The sequence below is a fragment of the Streptococcus sp. oral taxon 058 str. F0407 genome (assembly GCF_000235485.1).
Classification (GTDB): Bacteria; Bacillota; Bacilli; order Lactobacillales; family Streptococcaceae; genus Streptococcus.
The window spans coordinates 126,124-141,086 of record NZ_JH378888.1 but is presented as its reverse complement, the minus strand read 5'-3'; the positions used below and the strand labels follow the sequence as shown (position 1 = coordinate 141,086).

Sequence of the window (14,963 nt, the reverse complement as noted above, 5' to 3'; positions counted from 1 at the left end):
TTAAACTTATTTCTATCTTTCACAATTAAAAAGTGAACAGTAACTTGTACCATTCACTCTATTTTATGCATGTGTTTCTTCAACTAGGTGGCCATCGTTCATAACATAAATACGATCAACTTTATCAAGAAGACGTGTATCATGTGTAATCATGACAACTCCTCTACCTTGTTCATGAGCAATGGCAGCCAGCATTTCCGTTACTTGGTAAGCACGCTCGGTGTCAAGACTTGCTGTCGGCTCATCTGCAAGAACGATGCTCGGATTGTTATAGAGCGCTCTAGCAATCGCAGCACGTTGACGTTCGCCTCCTGATAAAGCCTTGGGATAATGATCTTGTACTTTTGCCAAATCCAACAAGTCAAAGAGTTCTTTTCGATCACTTTTACTATTTTTTCCCTTATCCAGTCTGTCAATCAAATCCAGTTGTTCCTTGACCGTGAGAAAAGGAATTAAGTTCGAAGCCTGAAGAATAAAGCCAAACTCTCTAAAACGGAGATCTGTTTTTTCCTTCTCCGTCAAACTGCCTGTTTCCTTCCCCTTTACTAGAATCTTTCCACTCGATGCTTCCTGAAGTTGTCCTAGAGTCGTTAGAAAGGTCGTCTTTCCAGATCCAGAAGGCCCGACGATAGCCACGAACTCTCCCGCATTTAGCTGAAAATTCGTCTCATGCAGAGCTACGACTTTCATCTTTCCTTCCCCGTACGTTTTTGTCACTTGAGTCATTTCAATCAACGCTGTCATACTATTCTCCTTATCATTCTGCAATCGCAGTAATCGGGTCCACCTTTAGCAAGCGTGGAAGTGAAATGACACCACCTAGAAGGGCCATCAAGCAAATTACCAAACTTAGGACAGAGTAGGCTATCCAACTTGGGTAGAAAAAGAAGGTAGCTGGTAAAACTAAAATCACTCCACCAATAGCCAGCAAGGCTAAAGCAATCCCCATACCAGATAGAAGGAAGATTTGACAGAAAAGAGACCATACAATGGTTTTGATCTGTATACCCTGAGCTCGCATTATTCCATAAAGACCTAGTTTTTGGATGGTAATGATATAAACAAAAATCCCCACAATCAAGCCTGTGATAACAATCATAGCGAGAATCATCCCTGAAAATACATTAACCTGAGGTGTGTAACCAGGAATTTTTGATATCATTTTTGGAATGGAAATCTGTTTCAGACCGTCTCCAGCCACTTCTATATCATTTTTCAATACCAAGGCAGAGATGGAACGATTGGCTTTCAAGGTTCCTTGTAAGGTCCAATAAGTCGTCAGACTCGTAAAGACAACAGGCTCGGTGAAAAATTTATTATCTTGAGTCAGGCCTACAATCTTGTAACTTGCCTCGCTTCCATTTAGCTGAATAGTATCACCTAGCTTAATCCCATAATTCTCAAAGGACTGATCCACGACAACCTCATCATCTCCTTCGGGATAACGGCCCTCCGTCAAACTCGGAGAGATAAAAGAGTCCCACTCTTGAGCAAAGATGGAAACATTGACCTTTTCACTATCATCGACTAGATTGGTCACAGCGAACATATAGCCCAGAGGAGCAGCATCTTTAGAACTCTTCTCCTTGTAGTCCTTTTCAGGAATAAAAGATGCTGTCAAATTATCATTTGCGTAGTCAGATAAAACCACACCCGTCGCTTGCCAGTTATCAATAGCGGCTCGGTTGTTACGTACAAGACCAAGAGCTAAACTGGTCATAAAAAAGACCATAAAAGCGATAAGAAAAATGGTAGTTAGAATCAAACTATATCGAAGTTTATTTCGTAATATTTCTTTGATAGCAAGATACATGCTTATCTCCTTTAACGTTTCCCAGAGGTAGCAAAAAGCCACCCAGTCCAATAGACAGAATCTCTGTCTTATCATTCATTCAAAACAACTCCTACCAATACTCTTCAACAGCATCAAGGTAGCAACTCAACAAATTATATTAGGAAAAGCACTTGCTTGCTATCAATTTATATAAGTTATCCCTTCCTTACTCAGTATATTTAAAATAGAGAAGGTCTGGTCATCTGTTTCAAGTGTAACATCCATGCTATCACTTTCCCTAGTAGGTGTCAAGAAGAGCAACTTAGAAGATGAAAACAGACTTTAGTGTTTTTGTAACCATTCTGTAATAATTCTCTGCATAAAAAATGATAAAATAGTTAGGTACTGTTAAGGAGAGAATCATGCCCGCAAGAAAACTAGAAGCTTATGAGTTTGAACAAGCTCCCGAATCGAATCAAACTCCGCTTTATCAAGATTATACACCAGAAGCCCCAGTCGGCCCTAACCTAAAAGAGATTTTATTTTTTGTAAATATCGCTTGTTTCTGTATTTTTATGGTGCTTTTTAGCTTTATCTTTTTAGCCTTAAAATTAAATACAGCTTTATCTTTTATCGCTGCAATGGGTCTTAGTTTCGCCCTTTTACAACTTCAACGAAAGATGATTAAACGAAAACTTTCAAAATAAAGGTTGGTACTACTATCAACCTCTTTTCTAGTTATCAAAAAAGACAGTTCTATAACTGTCTTTTTTATTTATTCTTACGTTTTGAAGGAGATTGAATAGCGATCTTAACTTCAAAAATTGTTCCTCTAGGTTTGTTATCTTTTACGCTAATCGTTCCTCGTAAGGCATCTACGATTTGCTTGGCCAAAGATAGTCCCAGGCCGAAACCACCTTTCTGACGGGTTCTTGCCTTGTCTACACGATAAAATCGGTCAAAGATTTTCTTCTTGTCAGCTGCTGAGATTCCAATTCCATTATCCGTTACTGTAAGATAGAGGTGGCGATCTGTAGCATAGACTACAAACTCAATTTTCCCATCTTCTTCAGTATACTTGATGGCATTATCAAACAAGATGGTCATGAGCTGTTTTAGGAGTAACTGATCGGTCATGAATGGACGGTAAATTCGATTTTCATAGTTGAAAACACGATCATTTTCAGAAGCAATTAACTCATAGTTGGCAAAGGTTGTTTTAAAGAATTGTGGAGAAACTTCTGCTATTTCTGGTTTGATTCCATCATCTCGACGTGCAAGGTTGAGAAGATTGGTCGTGAGGAAACGCATGTTGCGAACCTCTTCAAGACTGGAAGCGATACTTTCGCTGGATTCCATGATTGTTGCCTCTGGTTTTCGAAAGAGATTCTCTAAACGATTTTGTAAAACGGCCAAAGGCGTTCTCAGTTCGTGACTGGCATTTTCAACAAAGGATTTCTGCTTTTGCATACTTTCCAGCAAGGGTTTGACACTGACACGTGCCAGGTAAACACTGGCAATTAAAGACAGGAGCCAGAAACTAGCCATCACTACAACAATTAAATGCTCGTGATTTTGGCTGATTTGCTCAAGCTGGCTGGTATTGATTAGAACCGCCGCATATTTGACATTACTTGATACGGTGGAAGAGTTGGTTTCCATCAAGACCATTCGATAGGTTTCTTCCTGACCATAACTATTGACGACTTGGATTTGGCGAATATGATTTAACTCTTTCTTGTCCAGCTTGATCTTGTCCAAGCCTAAAAAGCGATTGCCCAGTAAGAGTTGGTTAAAATCCTTGTCAAAAAGCAAAACTTCCGTATTAGAGCTAACATTGGGCTTGATTTCAGCCTTGTTGGCATCCGCTGTTGCGGGTTGGATATCCTTGACCTCTTCAGTTGCCCGATTAAGGGCTAACTGGATAACCGCTTGGGGACTACTACTAAGAGCTTGGAGTTTTTCATCTACAGAAGTGTAGAGACTCGAGTGCATGACCTGGAGGATAATCAAGGTCATCGCAGAGAAGATCAGGGTGAACACTCCAAAGTTTCGAATGAAATAGCTGAAATCATCCGCATACCATGTTTTTTTTAGTTTATTGAACATCTTTTAAAATATACCCGACACTACGCAAAGTTTGAAGATTTTCAGCAAAGGCTGTTCCCTTCAATTTCTTACGAACTTTTGAGACATAGACTTCTACAACGGAAATCGTCGTATCGCTATCAAATCCCCATAGACGGTCAAAAATTTGCGTCTTAGGAAGAATAACATTTTGATTTTGAAGGAAGTAAACCAATAACTCAAACTCTTTTCCGAGTAGTTCCACAGGCGTGTCTTCCACCTTAACCTCATTCGTTGAAAGGTTGACGACAATATCCCCATAGGTCAAGGTGTTTTCGTTAAACTTACCTGAACGTTTAAGAAGGGCTTGGATCCGCATTTTGAGTTCTTCTAGATAGAAAGGTTTGGTGAGGTAGTCATCCGCACCCAACTCAAAACCATGTCCCTTGTCATCCAAACTTTCCTTAGCGGTCATGATAAGGACTGGTGTCGTAATTCCTTTTTCACGCAATTCTTTCAAGACTTGGAAACCATTTTTTTCAGGCAACATCAGGTCAAGCAAAATCAAGTCATAGACGCCACTTTCAGCTTCGTAGAGACCTTCTTCTCCATCAAAAACCTGCATGACATCTGCAAAATCATCTAAAAAGTCAAATACTGAGTTTGACAGACCCAGGTCATCTTCTACTAATAAGATTTTTATCATCAGAAACTCCTCCTTGTTATGATTATTATACCAAAATTGCCTTAAAAAAAACTCAACTCTCTCTTCTTTTCAGATAGAAAGTTGAGTTTTTTATTTACATTTCGAATGAATTAAGCTTTAGCATATTGGGCTACAACAGTTTCTACTGCTGCTTTTTCACGCTTAATCAAGTCAACACGCGCTGCGATATCCTTGATCCCCATACGGATGTTGCGGCTAAGAGCAAGGTCAGAGAGTTGTGGTTCAAAGAAGGCCTTGTACTCTGCCAAGCGTTGCTCTGTTTTAAAGATGTGTGATGGGAAGATAACAAAACTATCAAAGCTCATATCACCACCAAGGGCTGCCTTGATCCAATCCCAGTTTTCTCGCGCCCAAACCCAAACAGTTTCTTGGGTAGCTTGGTGTCCGAGGAATTGGAGATACCAAGAAGAAAGGTCTTGTGGTTTCACTACAAATTTATCCTTCCATGATCCAATCAAGGTTTGGATATTGTCCGCATCTGTACTGTATGCAAGAGCTCCTGCCAACTGGCGTTTAAAGACCGCATCCGTCGCATGAGTGTAGAGATCCAGATAAGTTGCGACCAAATCCTTGGTCTCATGGTGTTTCATTTCATTGATAAGAACTTGAGCACGGATTGCTGCTGGAAGTCCTGCAAGATTTTCCTTGTGAGCTGCAAAGATTTGGCTAGCGACTTGACTAGCTTCTGCATCATTTGAGCGAATCATCATAGAAACGGTCAACTGACGAACCAATTCATCCTCATCAGATTCCCCATCTTTGGCTTCAAAACCAAGACGGTCATAGTTGTGACGAGCCAATTTAGCAACCAGACGATTAAAGGCTTTCTCAGTTTCTGTTCCTTCATCGATAAAGCGCTCAAGGGCAGAAATCACTTGAGAAACAGCTGAAACCACAAGGTAAGACTCTTCCTTAGCAAGTTTATCAAGGACTGGGAGCAAGTCAGCATAAGAAATGTGCCCTGCTTCAGCAAGCAAACGTCGTTCTTGGACGATTTGCAGTTTGCTTGTGTTATCAAGTGTCTCTAGCTCAGCAAGAACAGCTTCTAACAAGTCTCCTTGATAGTCTGTAATGTAGTGGGCTGTATTTTCAGTATTGAGACGAAGAGCTCCTTCATTTTCAGCAAGAAGAGCGGCGTAGCCAGGAATCTCGATACTTTCAGTTTCGAGTGTATCTGGCAAGCCTTTCCAGTTGCTGTTCAGTGGCACAACCCAGAGACGGTTCTTGTCTTCGTGCTCACCGATAAAGAATTGTTTTTGTGAAATCTTCAAGACATCATTTTCAACTTTGACAGTGAGAACTGGATAACCAGGCTGTTCCAACCAAGAATCCATGAAGGCTGCGACATCGCGGCCGGATGCTTGCCCAAGAGCATTCCAAAGGTCACGACCAATGGTATTTCCATATTGGTGTTTTTCAAAGTAGGCATGCAAACCTTTAGCAAAATCAGCATCGCCGAGCCAACGACGAAGCATGTGCATGAGACGGCTTCCTTTGGCATAGACGATAGCTCCGTCAAAGAGGGTATTGATTTCATCTGGGTGTTTGACTTCGACGTGAACAGACTGAACGCCATCTGTCGCATCACGTTTAAGTGCCGCTGGAACACCACCTGTTTGGAAGTCTTCAAAGATATTCCAAGTTGGTTCAATGGCATCCACACAGACATATTCCATCATGTTAGCAAAGCTTTCATTGAGCCAGAGGTCATCCCACCACTTCATAGTCACAAGGTTACCAAACCATTGGTGAGCAAGCTCATGGGCGATGACAAGGGCTACTTGTTGACGGCTAGCAAAGGTTGAGTTCTCATCCACAACCAAGTAAACTTCACGGTAAGTGACAAGACCCCAGTTTTCCATAGCACCCGCTGAGAAGTCAGGAAGGGCGATATGGAGCGATTGAGGGATTGGATATTTAACTCCATAATAATCTTCGTAGAACTCAATCGAGCGAACAGCGATGTCCAATGAGAAATCAAGATTAGATAGTGGGTGGGCCTTGGTAGAGTAAACACCTACGAGGGTACCGTTTTTAGTTTTAGCGGTCACACCTTGCAAATCACCAGCAACAAAGGCTAACAAGTAAGAAGACATACGAGGCGTTGTTTCAAACTTCCAGATACCTGTTTCCTTGCGGTTTTCAACATCAATCTCAGGCATGTTAGACAAGGCCACTTCACCTTCTGCTTGGTCAAAACGAAGAGCTAAATCAAAAGTTGCTTTGGCTTCTGGCTCATCCACACATGGGAAGGCTTCACGAGCAAAATGACTCTCGAACTGAGTAGACAAGACTTCCTTCTTCACTCCATCAACAGTGTAGTAAGATGGGTAAATCCCTGTCATGTTGTCTGTGATTTTTCCTGAAAATGCGATAACTACTTCAACTTGACCTGCCTTAGCAAGTTCGATATGAAGGGCTTCGTTTTCATGGTCTACTGTAAATGGACGAGCTTGACCTGCAACTTCTACAGAAGCGATTTCCAAGTCTTTTTGGTGAAGGGAAATACGGTCAGTCTTGGCTTGACCAGTGATGGTCACCTTCCCAGAAAAGGTCTTGGTCTCACGACTCAAGTCTAAAAACAAATCATAATGTTCAGGAACAAATTGCGTAATAAAATGTTCAACTGCTTGCATAGTTTTCTCCTATTCTAAGTTTAAGAGCTACTGCTCTTCTTCAAACAAACTTATTATATCATGTTTTGCTTAAGAAAAAAGGATTGGACGGCAATTTCCAAAACTTTCTTCCGTCTAACAGTCTACAGAGGGTAGACCTTACGAAATTCTTCTAAAACGACCTTACTATCAGGCGTAAAAGTCAGCCCAGCCTCTCTCATCCACTCGGCGAAACAGTCTTCATGAACCTGACGCCAATAGGCTAGGGATTTATCACCTTCCCCTTCCTTATAGGCATGTTGCGCAGAAACTTGATTAAAGGGTTCAACGGAAACCTTGGTAATTTCGATAATGCAGACAGCCTGATCGTGGCTATCTAAAATGACGTCAAAGTTCCCTTCTTGCGGTAGAGATTCGCCTTCTAATGCGTAGAGATCGTAGGCTGAGGCGGTTGCCGTCTTTTCGCCTTTTAAAACCAATTCTGCCAAGAGATCGGCTTCCACTCCAAAAGCCCAGGCATCGATTTCATCTCCTATCGAGGGATTGATTTTCTTGTAGGCATTCCACATTTTTTGCGGTGTCATAGGTTACTCCTTTGTAATTTTTTACTTTTTTCTTTTATGTGTTTGAGATGGTCTGGATGTTCAATTTCTAAATCAAAAATCTCTGGAATAGAACTATAGTGGATAATGCACTTAATCCCCATCTGATTCATTTTTTGTATGAAAGAAGGATTCAGATAGCCTGCTACAGCAAAGTCAATCTTTTTCATCCTTGCCTTATCCTGCATCTGTCTCAGCATATCTAACATAATTGGATTTTTCATATCATGCCATTGACTGTTTCTCACAGTCGCAAAAACAAATGAAGTCAAATCATTCATTCCAACAACAATTTTTGAAATACCAGTTTCCAGTATTCTGTCCAAATCAAAATACGCAGACGGTAATTCAATCATCGTACCGACTTTTCCAGTAAAACCATGCTGACGCAATACTCTAATAGCTTGCTTTAACTGGTCGGCATCATTAACAAAAGGAAAAATAACAGATAAATTGGGATTGTTTTGATAAACATCTGTAACGACATTTGCCTCAGCCTGAAATTCATCCGGACACGCCAGTAAACGCCTAGTTCCTCTATAACCAAACAAAGGATGACCTTCGTCAAAAAACTCTTTAGTACCCCCTAAGCAATTGGCCTCTGTATTCGTTAATTCTGAAAAACGATACCAAACCTCTTCATCTGAGTATAAGGAGCAAATAGTGCCTAGATAATCTTTTACAAATTGCTGACAACTTGGTAACAGGATGTTTTGGTTGAGCTCTCTCAACAAATATTCCCCACGAATCATTCCAATGTGGTGAAATAGTTTAGGATGAACCTTTTCAACAATTTTTTCACTACTAAGAGCCAGTTGGTTTTTCATTTCTTCCCCTCTTTCCATCCTTCAAATTTAGCTACACTTCCTCATACCCTAAAAGGAAAAAGTACATACATCCCCTGTTCCTTGATAAAGCTTTGTAATCTTTCGATTTGTTCTTCTATTTTAGACTGGATATCCGCCTCGTCCAGAGTTGATTCCGCACTAAACAACTGAAGTTTTAACAAGTCTGCCAAGTAAAGTAAGCGCCATTCAATTTCAGATGTAAGGGTCGAAGCTTGCTCGATTTTTGCAAGCTTTTGTTCCAAAGTATCACCATTCAAAAATCTCTGATGTACTCTCCTTCTTATTTTTCTAGTTGATTCCTCCCCAGAATCTAGTGGACTTAAAAGGAGATTTTGATAGATGGATACCTGATTTTCCGTCTGCTTTTCCATATAGGCCAACAAGACTATCGAACTCTCAACAAAGGTCCAACTATTATAATCTCCTTCAAAGGGAATTTGTAGCAAAATATCTAACAACTTTTTAGCTAGTTCTTTTTGACCATATAGATAGAGTAAATAAGCAAGGTGATTAAGAGACTCAAGATAGGAACAGTTGGTCTTCTTGTGCTTTTTTAAAATCTTTTCTACATAGGGTTTTAAATCTGGATGATTTTCCACTAGCTCAAATACTTCTATCAGCTTCATCTTAACTCCTTACTGTATTCGCCTATACTTAATGGAACTATGTAAATCCAGCTTAGTTACTAGGCAAAGGGCATAAACGTATCATTCCAATTATAGTAATTCAATGCATCGACCAAGTCATGGGGGCTTGCGCCTGGCTTTTCATCCAAGGCTACAATCAAAACATCAATCAACTGTTCACCATAATATACCAGATTAAGATTTCTCTCTACTACTTCCACAGGGTAGACATCTTTATCATCAACTACATCTGGATAATCCGACACCAGATAAAGGCTATCGAGAGCCAAATCCCCTTCATCATTGCCATAGAGGCAAAAGTCATCCTGAGTACATTGTTCTAACTTAACTTGCTCTAAAATATCTGTTAGTGAAAAGAATTGGTGTTTACGCATGATTGCTCCTTTTATTTCTACTCATCTTTTACAAAAGAGTTTAAAAATTCCTCAAATGAAAACCATTGACCAAAAATTTCGGCTCTTTCTTCTAAAACATAGTAGTAAACCTTGCCATAATCTTCTTCCCTTAGAGACAGAGCATAGTTGCCAGACCCAGGATCATAAGCAAAATGAAGGAGGTCTTTAGCCTTAAATCCTGCTGGAACAACCTCATCATCAAACCAGTTGAGGGCCTTCTCCATCTCCTCTAGTGAATAAAAAGCATTGAAAGGAAAGAGATGTTTGTCATCATGAACACCAGACACACAAGGTTGACCACCATTGTACTGAAGATAAAAGTTTAACATAGATTCGGACAATTTCTTTCCAAGATTCTTCTCAAATTGTAAAAGATCTTCTCTTGTAGTTGGCTCATTCGCATCTGTTGCTCTTAGCATAATTATCCCTCCGGTTTTTACAATCTTTTTTCTAAGACCTTGTCAATAAAGTCATAGACAGTTGCAGCAACTTTTTGCATTTCTAAAGAGCCCAAAGCACCCAAATCATTTTCATAAATGCAATCATCAGCATTTTTCTTGATAAAGTAGGCCAAATCTCCCTCTTGACCAATCATAAAGAAGTCTGGTTCATCTACTTCTATCTGATAGGTCTCATTACGCTCTAAGAGATCCTCCTTAGCATATAAACAGATACCTGAGTCACCAATCTCATAAGGATCTACTTCGTCCCATTCCAATAAAAACTGATGGTAGAAACTTGGAAACTCAAATCCAAATATATCTTGTTCCATCTTTAACCTCCAATAGTGAACAATGCAAACTGTACCAAAGCATCACTTCAAACTCCAACCACCATCAATCGTAATGATTTGTCCTTGCATGGCGCTCACTTTTCCACTTGCTAAAAAAAGGCTAATCTCTGCTATTTCCTCTGGCTCAATCCAGCGTTTGATAGGCGTTTCACTAGCCACCCAGTCCGCCAATCCACCTGGCTCAAAGTCCGCAGCAGTCATGCCAGTCTTGACAGCACCTGGAGCAATACCAAAGATCTGAATCCCAGCTTCAGCATAGTCTAGAGCCAACTGCTTAGTAAATCCAGCTAAGGCATGCTTAGAGGAAGTATAGGCGTGACCACCACCTCCGGCTAAATTTGAGGCAATGGAACACATATTGATAATGATTCCTTTTTTATTTTCCAGCATTTGCGTCAAATAATAGCGAGTCAACTCTACTGGGGTTACGTAGTTGATTTCAAAAATCTCTTGAATTTCCTGCGCTGTCTGCTCCAAAAGTGGTTTGTAATCATCCAAAACTCCAGCAGTATTGCACAAAATATCCACCTGAAAACACCAGTCAAAAATTGGCTCCAAGTCAAGAGTTAAATCTCTCTGTAAAAAGTGGAAATCACCATCTAAAACTGGATTTTCTCCTTGATCCACACCATAAACTTGATAGCCATTCTCTAAAAAGAGGCGAGCTTGAGCTAGACCGATCCCTGAACTCACTCCCGTAATCAATACGCGTCTAGTCATTCACTTCTACCCAATCCGTCGCCAAAACATCGCACGGTGTCGGGCTCCACATAGAAAAACCTTCCCCCTCACCAGACACGTTGATGAGGAAATAAGGCGTCACTTCAAGTGCAACCCCGTTTTGCTCGATGGTGTCAAAAAGCTGCACATAGTTTTCAGCCCCTCCCCAACCAGTTCGTACATATTTTTTCTTAGCCTTTAATCCAGGCAGGATTTCTTCAAAAGTCATGATTTTCTCCTTTAATACTAAATTCTTAATTTAATTATAACAAAAAACCGCTTTCCAACGGCTTTTTTGACTGTATCTTAGTTCAATAAAACTAATAGCTATCCAATTTTTTATTATTTCAGTTCAATCAATTTATTGTATATTTTCTCAGTCAGTTCTTTCTGTTGCGTTCCTGTTAATTGGTGAGAAGTGCGAATTAATACAGTTCCATAAACATAGTGTGATCCCGGATTTAAAGCAGTTCCATCAAAAGCACTAATATAAGTATTGCGTTTTTCTGCATCTTCTTTTGTCTTATAAACCTCTATATTTCCTCCAACATCATTGCCTTTTTGAACAATATCTGAGCCATCTACAGACTCAGTCACTTGCTTGTCAACAAAATATACAGACGCTGTATACCCACCTTGTTTATTCAGTTTTTTATTAGGATCATTATCCTCCGTAACAGATTGTACTCCAGTAATTGATTCAATTTCTTTAAGTCTTTCTTCAATAAAAGAACTTGAAGGATTTGTAATTTGTTTTAATTGAAGAATGCTATTTTGATAGTGAGTCAATTTTTCAGATAAATTCTTTTTTGTTTCACTATAATCTAATGGTTGACTTAATTCTTCAATTTGCTTCTCAATTTGCTCAGTTTGTTTTTCAATATCTGGTATTTTACGAAGCGAATCTTTGCTATCCTTTATAGCCGATTTCAATTCTTCCAATGTCTTAGAATCAAGAGGTTCTTCATCATTATCAATAACCTTTTCAGCCTCAGCTATTTGATCTTCAACTTCTTTGTTTTTTTGATTTAAATCCTTTACTACATCTTCAAACCTAGTTACAGCAGCTTGATGTAGTGCATAAGATAAAAAGTAGTATCCCAGACCAGAAATTCCTATGATTAGACACATTGACAATATCATTATTTTTTTCTTCATTTCAATCTCCAAAAAGTATTTAATATCTTCACGATTTTACTATAATACATCAAAACAAGCAACAAAAAACACATATCATTACATATTTTTTATATAACGATAAATTGTAAAACACAGTGCAACAAAAAACCGTTTTCCAACGGCTTTTTTACTGTATCTACTAAATTCTTCCTACCACTGCAATCCAGCTTCTCTTATTTCTTTCTTGGAAGCAAATTTACCATTTGGTCTGTGCCATCTTCCGTTTCTATCCCTAAAGTAGCCACCTGAATTTGTTGATTGCGAGTTTGATTCCTGACTTTCTTCCTTTTCTTGTGCAGCCTGACGTGCTTTTTCTTGTTCTTCCTCTTTCGCTTTCTTTTCAGCTGCTTCTTTTTCCTTAGCCTCTTTCTTGGCTTTTTCCTCAGCTTCCTTCTTAGCCTTTTCTTCAGCATCTTTCTTAGCTTTTTCTTCTTCGTTTTCGACTGTATTTTTAGCCGTACCATCCAAGTAATTAATTTCCGCATTAGCTGAAACATTGTCTAAAATGACATGCGTCACAGAATACTTATCAACCTTTTCCTTACTACCACCCAACTTGATTTCCAAGAGTTTGCCATTTTCATCAATTCCCACATACTGCAACTCAATCTGTCTTGGAATCAATTCGTCCTTTTGATAAATCGGAGTCACCTTGTAATCAAGATAGTAGTTTGGGTGATTGGCCAACCAAGAGTCCAAACGATTCTCATAGTAAAGCATGCTTTCTTGATTTGTATCATCTGTTCCATAATATGTTCCAGCATTAAGCCAGTTGGTCATAGGGACCAAGTTTCTCTTTTCATCGTTCAATCCACTAAACTGGTACCCGATCAGATGACCTCGATTCATTAACCATGCCTTTTTAGAGCCATCTCCGTAATAAAAAATATAGTTATGCCAACCAACTGGATTATAACTTATCTTAGGCTCTCTCTTCTCAGTTGGCTCATCGCTATCCTTAAGTTGAATATGAGCACCCTTCGCGCGTGATTTAGAATCCAATTCCCCAAGTTCTAGCTGCTTCTCATTTTTAAAAGGCAAGAGTCCAGCTTCTTTAAACAACTTTTCATCGAACTTGGCTTGCTTCTGTTCGACTTTTTCTTCTGGAACTGTTTGTTCTACCTTATGACCAGAACAAGCAACAAGTGTTGTTACTGAAAGTAAGGCAAGTGAAAGAGTGAGCAACTTTTTCATAAAAACTCCTTTATTTTATGTAGTAACTATATTAACACTTCCTTTTACATTTTACTATCATTTTGCTAATTATTCAAGAATAAAGAGGCTGTTATTATACCACTTTTCTTCCATTGTCCAAAACAAAAACGACAACCACTTTTTCAGCAGTTATCGTTGCTTATTTTTTAGTCTCTTCCACCAAGTTTGCTATTGATAGTCATCATGATGCTTGCAATTTTCTCTCCCCAGTATGGGTCAGAAGCATAGAGAACATTCATTCCTGTCGCCTTGTTCCCCAAGTGGTCTCTTCCACGGTTAATGTAGTTCTCACGAATCCACTTAGCCGCGCCGAGGATTCCCTTATCCACATCATCAAATTTCTTGGCTGAGGTATACGGGCTCGAATCATAAGCTGCAATTCCAAAGAAATTATTCTTATCCTTAGCTATCTGGCTCCGTCCCCAAGCACTCTCAAGTGCACTATGGGCCATTAAATAAAGAGCATTCACACCATAGCGTTCCTCAGCTTCCTTAAAAACAGCTCCCTTACCAGCGAGGCGACTATCCCGAATATTCATCAAAGAATAAACTTTATCCAATTCAGCTGCACTGTAATTACTTGGTTTAGTCAGATTTCTAAAAAGGAAAGGATTTTCAATGGTGAAGCCATCAAAATGAAGCCCATCAGTCGAATAATATTTCTTACCAATGGTCATAGCTGAGCTATGTGGAGCAACACGGAGACTCACATAAGGTGATAACTCATGGTAAAAATACTTACCATCGCTTGTATAATGAGGGACAAATTCACTATCTTTATCAATAGCTACTAAATCACTTTTATTCATGAAGCCGGATAAACCAGAAATATTGACAGGTATTTGACTATCTTTTTTAGATTGGGTATCCCCAAGTGAAACTATGGTTCCTTGCGATACATAACTCAATCTTTCACCAGAAGCGCTATAGACATAAGCAGTAATTGGTTTCACTTTGTAATATTTTGCCTCTGAGATCCATTTCCCATTATTCTGAAAAGAATACTCTTTACCTTTGATCGTGAAAGTACCTGTTACATATCGACCATCATCTTTTAGATAGTACCAAGCATCGTAATCTTTGTCAAAAATCCATTCATTTTTGGCCATATAGCCACCTGATTTAAGGTAGTATGAACCAATCCATTCACGGGAAGCGTAGGCCCCACCTGACTTCAAGTAGAACCAGCTATTGTAGGATTTATCAAAAATCCACTCTTTTTCAGCCATAGCGCCACTATCTTTCAGATAGTAGTCACTTTTCCATTGGCTACTTGCCATCACGCCATCGCTATTAAAATAGTACCATGTTCCTTTGATTTTTTCCCATTTATTGCGGGAAATTTTTCCTGAAGCTGTAGCATAGTACCACTTGTCAGATA

17 protein-coding genes are annotated in these 14,963 nt (G+C 39.4%); 1 reads left to right on the top strand and 16 read right to left on the bottom strand.

The genetic code is table 11. The features are described from left to right. Window positions 1-63 precede the first annotated feature (63 nt). Both HMPREF9184_RS05185 and HMPREF9184_RS05180 read right to left on the bottom strand, forming a co-directional pair. Entirely contained in the window at window positions 64-744 is a 681-nt protein-coding gene (locus HMPREF9184_RS05185) for an ABC transporter ATP-binding protein (protein WP_000125737.1), read from the bottom strand. A 13-nt stretch (window positions 745-757) separates the two neighbouring features. After that, window positions 758-1,813, bottom strand: coding sequence for an ABC transporter permease (locus HMPREF9184_RS05180; RefSeq protein ID WP_000280282.1), 1,056 nt, complete (start codon window positions 1,811-1,813; stop codon window positions 758-760). 383 nt (window positions 1,814-2,196) lie between these two features. Between HMPREF9184_RS05180 and HMPREF9184_RS05175 the strand changes: the two genes are divergently transcribed. Next, window positions 2,197-2,481 (top strand): DUF3270 domain-containing protein, encoded by a 285-nt coding sequence (locus tag HMPREF9184_RS05175; RefSeq protein WP_001111508.1) that lies wholly within the window; start codon window positions 2,197-2,199, stop codon window positions 2,479-2,481. A gap of 64 nt (window positions 2,482-2,545) precedes the next feature. Here HMPREF9184_RS05175 and HMPREF9184_RS05170 read toward each other — a convergent pair whose 3' ends face one another. The 14 genes from HMPREF9184_RS05170 to HMPREF9184_RS09940 form a co-directional block, all read right to left on the bottom strand. Continuing rightward, window positions 2,546-3,883 carry a sensor histidine kinase gene (locus HMPREF9184_RS05170; protein WP_009444234.1) on the bottom strand — a complete coding sequence of 446 codons (1,338 nt, stop codon included), beginning with the start codon at window positions 3,881-3,883 and terminating at the stop codon, window positions 2,546-2,548. After that, window positions 3,873-4,547 carry a two-component system response regulator CiaR gene (gene ciaR, locus HMPREF9184_RS05165; protein WP_000590630.1) on the bottom strand — a complete coding sequence of 225 codons (675 nt, stop codon included), beginning with the start codon at window positions 4,545-4,547 and terminating at the stop codon, window positions 3,873-3,875. Before ciaR ends, HMPREF9184_RS05170 begins: the two co-directional genes overlap by 11 nt. Before the next feature lie 110 nt (window positions 4,548-4,657). Next, window positions 4,658-7,204: a M1 family metallopeptidase gene (locus HMPREF9184_RS05160; RefSeq protein ID WP_001149136.1), complete on the bottom strand. Its 2,547-nt coding sequence runs from the start codon at window positions 7,202-7,204 to the stop codon at window positions 4,658-4,660. Between the two features lie 122 nt (window positions 7,205-7,326). Then, complete coding sequence (locus HMPREF9184_RS05155) at window positions 7,327-7,767, bottom strand: ASCH domain-containing protein (RefSeq protein WP_000188839.1); 441 nt, start codon at window positions 7,765-7,767, stop codon at window positions 7,327-7,329. Further along, entirely contained in the window at window positions 7,764-8,612 is an 849-nt protein-coding gene (locus HMPREF9184_RS05150; protein WP_033585979.1) for a putative PEP-binding protein, read from the bottom strand. The genes HMPREF9184_RS05155 and HMPREF9184_RS05150 overlap by 4 nt, the downstream gene beginning before the upstream one ends. A 41-nt stretch (window positions 8,613-8,653) precedes the next feature. Beyond that, window positions 8,654-9,259, bottom strand: a complete 606-nt coding sequence (locus tag HMPREF9184_RS05145; RefSeq protein ID WP_000766553.1) for a DUF6707 family protein — start codon at window positions 9,257-9,259, stop codon at window positions 8,654-8,656. A gap of 59 nt (window positions 9,260-9,318) precedes the next feature. Continuing rightward, complete coding sequence (locus HMPREF9184_RS05140; RefSeq protein ID WP_001225544.1) at window positions 9,319-9,654, bottom strand: DUF7716 domain-containing protein; 336 nt, start codon at window positions 9,652-9,654, stop codon at window positions 9,319-9,321. Between the two features lie 17 nt (window positions 9,655-9,671). Next, entirely contained in the window at window positions 9,672-10,094 is a 423-nt protein-coding gene (locus HMPREF9184_RS05135; protein WP_000942654.1) for an SMI1/KNR4 family protein, read from the bottom strand. Between the two features lie 17 nt (window positions 10,095-10,111). Beyond that, a complete protein-coding gene (locus HMPREF9184_RS05130; RefSeq protein WP_000434270.1) occupies window positions 10,112-10,447 on the bottom strand; it encodes a hypothetical protein in 336 nt (111 codons plus the stop codon). Window positions 10,448-10,489: 42 nt separating this feature from the next. Next, window positions 10,490-11,188, bottom strand: coding sequence for a 3-oxoacyl-ACP reductase (locus tag HMPREF9184_RS05125; protein ID WP_000198462.1), 699 nt, complete (start codon window positions 11,186-11,188; stop codon window positions 10,490-10,492). After that, window positions 11,181-11,417 carry a DUF2829 domain-containing protein gene (locus HMPREF9184_RS05120; RefSeq protein ID WP_000141914.1) on the bottom strand — a complete coding sequence of 79 codons (237 nt, stop codon included), beginning with the start codon at window positions 11,415-11,417 and terminating at the stop codon, window positions 11,181-11,183. The genes HMPREF9184_RS05125 and HMPREF9184_RS05120 overlap by 8 nt, the downstream gene beginning before the upstream one ends. Before the next feature lie 113 nt (window positions 11,418-11,530). After that, a complete protein-coding gene (locus HMPREF9184_RS05115) occupies window positions 11,531-12,346 on the bottom strand; it encodes a hypothetical protein (RefSeq protein WP_009444232.1) in 816 nt (271 codons plus the stop codon). Window positions 12,347-12,517: 171 nt separating this feature from the next. Continuing rightward, entirely contained in the window at window positions 12,518-13,561 is a 1,044-nt protein-coding gene (locus tag HMPREF9184_RS05110; RefSeq protein WP_000735577.1) for a DNA/RNA non-specific endonuclease, read from the bottom strand. Window positions 13,562-13,728: 167 nt separating this feature from the next. Further along, the coding region (locus tag HMPREF9184_RS09940) for an N-acetylglucosaminidase (protein ID WP_009444231.1) at window positions 13,729-14,963 on the bottom strand (1,235 nt) is incomplete at its 5' end.

Coding starts and splice junctions, on each gene's coding strand:
- HMPREF9184_RS05185 (WP_000125737.1), bottom strand. CDS start 744: ATGACAGCGTTGATTGAAATGACTCAAGTGACAAAAACGTACGGGGAA.
- HMPREF9184_RS05180 (WP_000280282.1), bottom strand. CDS start 1,813: ATGTATCTTGCTATCAAAGAAATATTACGAAATAAACTTCGATATAGT.
- HMPREF9184_RS05175 (WP_001111508.1), top strand. CDS start 2,197: ATGCCCGCAAGAAAACTAGAAGCTTATGAGTTTGAACAAGCTCCCGAA.
- HMPREF9184_RS05170 (WP_009444234.1), bottom strand. CDS start 3,883: ATGTTCAATAAACTAAAAAAAACATGGTATGCGGATGATTTCAGCTAT.
- ciaR (WP_000590630.1), bottom strand. CDS start 4,547: ATGATAAAAATCTTATTAGTAGAAGATGACCTGGGTCTGTCAAACTCA.
- HMPREF9184_RS05160 (WP_001149136.1), bottom strand. CDS start 7,204: ATGCAAGCAGTTGAACATTTTATTACGCAATTTGTTCCTGAACATTAT.
- HMPREF9184_RS05155 (WP_000188839.1), bottom strand. CDS start 7,767: ATGACACCGCAAAAAATGTGGAATGCCTACAAGAAAATCAATCCCTCG.
- HMPREF9184_RS05150 (WP_033585979.1), bottom strand. CDS start 8,612: ATGAAAAACCAACTGGCTCTTAGTAGTGAAAAAATTGTTGAAAAGGTT.
- HMPREF9184_RS05145 (WP_000766553.1), bottom strand. CDS start 9,259: ATGAAGCTGATAGAAGTATTTGAGCTAGTGGAAAATCATCCAGATTTA.
- HMPREF9184_RS05140 (WP_001225544.1), bottom strand. CDS start 9,654: ATGCGTAAACACCAATTCTTTTCACTAACAGATATTTTAGAGCAAGTT.
- HMPREF9184_RS05135 (WP_000942654.1), bottom strand. CDS start 10,094: ATGCTAAGAGCAACAGATGCGAATGAGCCAACTACAAGAGAAGATCTT.
- HMPREF9184_RS05130 (WP_000434270.1), bottom strand. CDS start 10,447: ATGGAACAAGATATATTTGGATTTGAGTTTCCAAGTTTCTACCATCAG.
- HMPREF9184_RS05125 (WP_000198462.1), bottom strand. CDS start 11,188: ATGACTAGACGCGTATTGATTACGGGAGTGAGTTCAGGGATCGGTCTA.
- HMPREF9184_RS05120 (WP_000141914.1), bottom strand. CDS start 11,417: ATGACTTTTGAAGAAATCCTGCCTGGATTAAAGGCTAAGAAAAAATAT.
- HMPREF9184_RS05115 (WP_009444232.1), bottom strand. CDS start 12,346: ATGAAGAAAAAAATAATGATATTGTCAATGTGTCTAATCATAGGAATT.
- HMPREF9184_RS05110 (WP_000735577.1), bottom strand. CDS start 13,561: ATGAAAAAGTTGCTCACTCTTTCACTTGCCTTACTTTCAGTAACAACA.